The organism is Anaerovibrio sp. (genome assembly GCF_024697385.1).
Taxonomy (GTDB): Bacteria; Bacillota; Negativicutes; order Selenomonadales; family Selenomonadaceae; genus Anaerovibrio.
This window is the reverse complement of the sequence record NZ_JAILFV010000048.1, coordinates 1-3,288: the sequence shown is the minus strand read 5'-3', so window position 1 is coordinate 3,288 and position 3,288 is coordinate 1. Positions and strand designations below refer to the sequence as shown.

3 protein-coding genes and 1 pseudogene are annotated in these 3,288 nt (G+C 43.9%); all 4 read left to right on the top strand.

Annotated features, from left to right (window positions below):
* Nucleotides 1-32: 32 nt before the first annotated feature.
* Nucleotides 33-1,271, top strand: a complete 1,239-nt coding sequence (locus K6C05_RS02320) for a secretin N-terminal domain-containing protein (protein WP_296730812.1) — start codon at nucleotides 33-35, stop codon at nucleotides 1,269-1,271.
* Between the two features lie 158 nt (nucleotides 1,272-1,429).
* Nucleotides 1,430-2,101: a response regulator transcription factor gene (locus tag K6C05_RS02315; RefSeq protein WP_296730811.1), complete on the top strand. Its 672-nt coding sequence runs from the start codon at nucleotides 1,430-1,432 to the stop codon at nucleotides 2,099-2,101.
* Between the two features lie 132 nt (nucleotides 2,102-2,233).
* The gene (locus K6C05_RS02310) at nucleotides 2,234-2,887 is read left to right on the top strand and encodes a bifunctional precorrin-2 dehydrogenase/sirohydrochlorin ferrochelatase (protein WP_296730810.1); all 654 of its coding nucleotides are present in this window, start codon (nucleotides 2,234-2,236) and stop codon (nucleotides 2,885-2,887) included.
* Nucleotides 2,841-3,288, top strand: a pseudogene (locus K6C05_RS02305) (glutamyl-tRNA reductase); the annotation flags it as partial. The gene K6C05_RS02310 and the pseudogene K6C05_RS02305, both read left to right, overlap by 47 nt.

Sequence of the window (3,288 nt, the reverse complement as noted above, 5' to 3'; positions counted from 1 at the left end):
TTTAAAAATAAGATAGACGGGAGAAACAGGTTGTGAAGGTAAAGGTGAAATTAAAGATTATATTGGTAATATTTTTTTCTATGCTAATTACCACCGGGTGTGAGGCCTTGTCGCTAAATGTATCCAATGGCAGTGTTCAAGAGCTTATTCGGTTTGCTGCCCGGGAAGGCAATATCAATGTGGTAATGGACAGTGGCATTGATACAAAAGTCAGTGTAAACATTAAGGATTTGTCACCTAAGGAGGTTATTCAACAACTTGCTGCAGCTGGTGGTCTTACTGTGCTTACCCAAGGGGATATTTTATTGGTAGGACGGGGGAAAGATTTATCCGTTCAATTAGGGCAAGTGCATATTATTCCCATAAAGTATACGGATTTAGTGGAAATGCAGGGCGCAGTGGAGCTCTATCTGAAAAATCGATACTCAGGGGATAGGAAGCAGGTGGAGGGCCGGAAAAAGTCTACTGGCCAATCCGGTAAAGATAATGTGAAAGCTAAGATGGATGCAGGTAAAGATAGGGATAAGCCCGACCCTGGCAAGGTGTTAGCCGAGAAAAATATTCCCCAGGTGGGGCTGGATGTTAATTCACGGTCCTTGTTGGTATATGCCACGCAGGAGGAAGGGACTATAGTTCGCCAGTTGGTGGAAAAGTTGGACGTTCCGGCCAGGCAGGTATCTTTGGAAGCCAAGGTGGTTTCCATGAAGAAATCACTCGGGGAAAAAATTGGTGTTAGCTGGGAATGGAGCAAAATTCCGCATAATTTTACATATGATGCCACATTGGAGATGCTTATTTCCCAAGGTAAAGCCCGGGTGTTATCCAAGCCCAACATTGTTACTATGCAAGGCAGGGAAGCTATAATAAATATTGGGGGCGAAGTGCCGGTACCAGCAGTGTCAGTTACTAACACTACTACCACTACTTCAATTGACTATCGCCCAGCGGGAATTATTCTGAAGTGTCGTCCTTTTGTAAATGATAAGGGATACATAGAATCAACATTGCATATTGAGGTCAGCTCACCAAGCTATGTCAAGGAAATGAAAGCCTACAGTTTTCAAAAACGGTCCGTGGATACTCAGGTGCGGCTTCAGGATGGGGAAACTCTGATTATAGGGGGACTGATAAGCAAGGATGAGGAAAAACATTTTACCAAGGTACCCTTTTTGGGGGATATTCCCATATTGGGTAAACTGTTTCAAAGTAGCTCACATCTGGAATCTGAGGACGAAATAATGATTTTTATAAAGGCCAAAATCCTCCCATAATTTGTGAAGTATTCTTAAAATGTATTGGTTTGTAATATTTAATAGGAAGTTTTTCCTATTTTGAATGGAAAATTTATAATATTTGGTTTATAATCATATTAGTTATGGTACAATGGTGTGGCGTGATGAGTTTTATAGTTTGAAGTGAGGGAAGGCAAATGGCAATACGAGTGCTGATAGCAGATGACCATGCACTTTTACGGCAGGGTATTAAAAGAGTATTAAACTTTGAAGATGATATTGAAGTTGTTGGTGAGACCGGTGATGGGCAAGAGACACTGGCCAGAACTTTAATGTTGCAGCCGGATATCTTGTTGCTTGACCTCAATATGCCCGGCCTTAATGGCTTGGATGTGGCCAGTCAGCTTCAGTCAACAAAGTGCAATACCAAAATCATTGCCTTGACAATTCATGATAATGATAACTATGTTATTGAAATGATGAAGAATGGTGCCTCTGGTTATTTGTTAAAGGATGTGGAACCAGATATACTTATCAAGGCTATTCATATTGTCAATGATGGCGGAGCATATATTTATCCGGAACTGGAGGAGCGCATTTTTGGCAAACTGCGGGCGGATGAAAATGTGACCGAGAAGGCCAAGGAATTGTGGCGGTCTGGTCGGGGCGAACGGTTGACTAATCGGGAGCTGGATGTACTGGCCTGCATTGCCAAGGGCTTTAACAATCAGGATATTGCCAAGACGTTTTTTGTAAGTGAAAAGACCGTGAAGAATCATCTCACGAATATTTTCCGTAAGCTTAATGTTAATGATCGGACTCAAGCGTTGATTTATGTATTAAAGCATAATATTATGAAGCTGGATTAAAGATACTTTTCGAGCCGCGGCGCAACCTGCCGTGGCTTTTGTTTTGCCTGTGGCAAAATTTGAACAATTGCTGTATAATTTTTAAAGGTGAATTGGATTCATTAATTTGAATTGTGTATTGGTGTGGAGAGTATGTATCCAGTAAATTTAAACATGAATCAGCGCCCATGTGCGGTGGTGGGGGGCGGCCAGGTGGCCCGGCGGAAGATAAATCGCTTGCTGGCTTGTGGTGCCCAGGTAACCGTTATATCACCGGAGTTGACGGATGAGCTCCGGACATTGGCGGAGACCGGAAAAATAACATGGAAAAAAAGTACTTACAGCCCAGGCTTGCTGCAAGGCTTTTTTTGTGCCTTTGCGGCCACGGACAATTCAGAGGTGAATCATAAGGTGGCCTTAGATGCCAAGGCGGCTGGTGTGTTGGTGAATGTGGCTTCGGAATCGGAGTTGTGTGATTTTACACTTCCGGCCTTGGTGGAGCGGGGAACGCTCCAGATAGCCGTAAGTACGGAGGGGGCCAGCCCAGGCTTTTCCCGCCTGATAAAACAGGATTTGGGCAAGCGGTATCATGAAGGATTTGGGGAGTTTACCGAGTTTTTACGGGACATTCGTCAACAACTCATTACCGAATATGGTGACAGCCGAGAACGGGAAGATTTGTGGCGTAAGGTTTTAACTGAGAAAGTATTGAATTTAGTTTTGAACGAGGATTTGGACGGGGCGAAACATGAAATCAGGAATGGAATTGATAGTATTGGGGCTGAACCATCGGACAGCACCCGTTGACATAAGAGAAAAATTCTGCCTGGCACCTGAGGAAATAAAAAAAGGCCTGGAAAAGCTGGATGATTATGAACTTTTACAGGAGGCAGTGGTGTTGTCCACCTGTAATCGCAGTGAGATTTACGCTGTGGTGCCTCGGGGCTGTGGTAATACCTTGGCCAGTTTTTGGACCGATTTGAATAATACGGAATGTACTAAGGAGTTTTTTCAGCAATACACTTATCGTTACACAGATGAAGAGTGTGTAAAACACTTGTTGCGGGTTACCGCCAGTTTGGATTCTTTGGTCATCGGGGAGGGGCAGATACTCAGCCAGGTGAAGCATGCCTATGCTATTGCCCAGTCAGCGAATGCTACGGGGACCTTGCTGAATTTGCTGTTTAATCGGGCTATAGCCACGGGAA

Coding starts and splice junctions, on each gene's coding strand:
- K6C05_RS02310 (WP_296730810.1), top strand. CDS start 2,234: ATGTATCCAGTAAATTTAAACATGAATCAGCGCCCATGTGCGGTGGTG.
- K6C05_RS02315 (WP_296730811.1), top strand. CDS start 1,430: ATGGCAATACGAGTGCTGATAGCAGATGACCATGCACTTTTACGGCAG.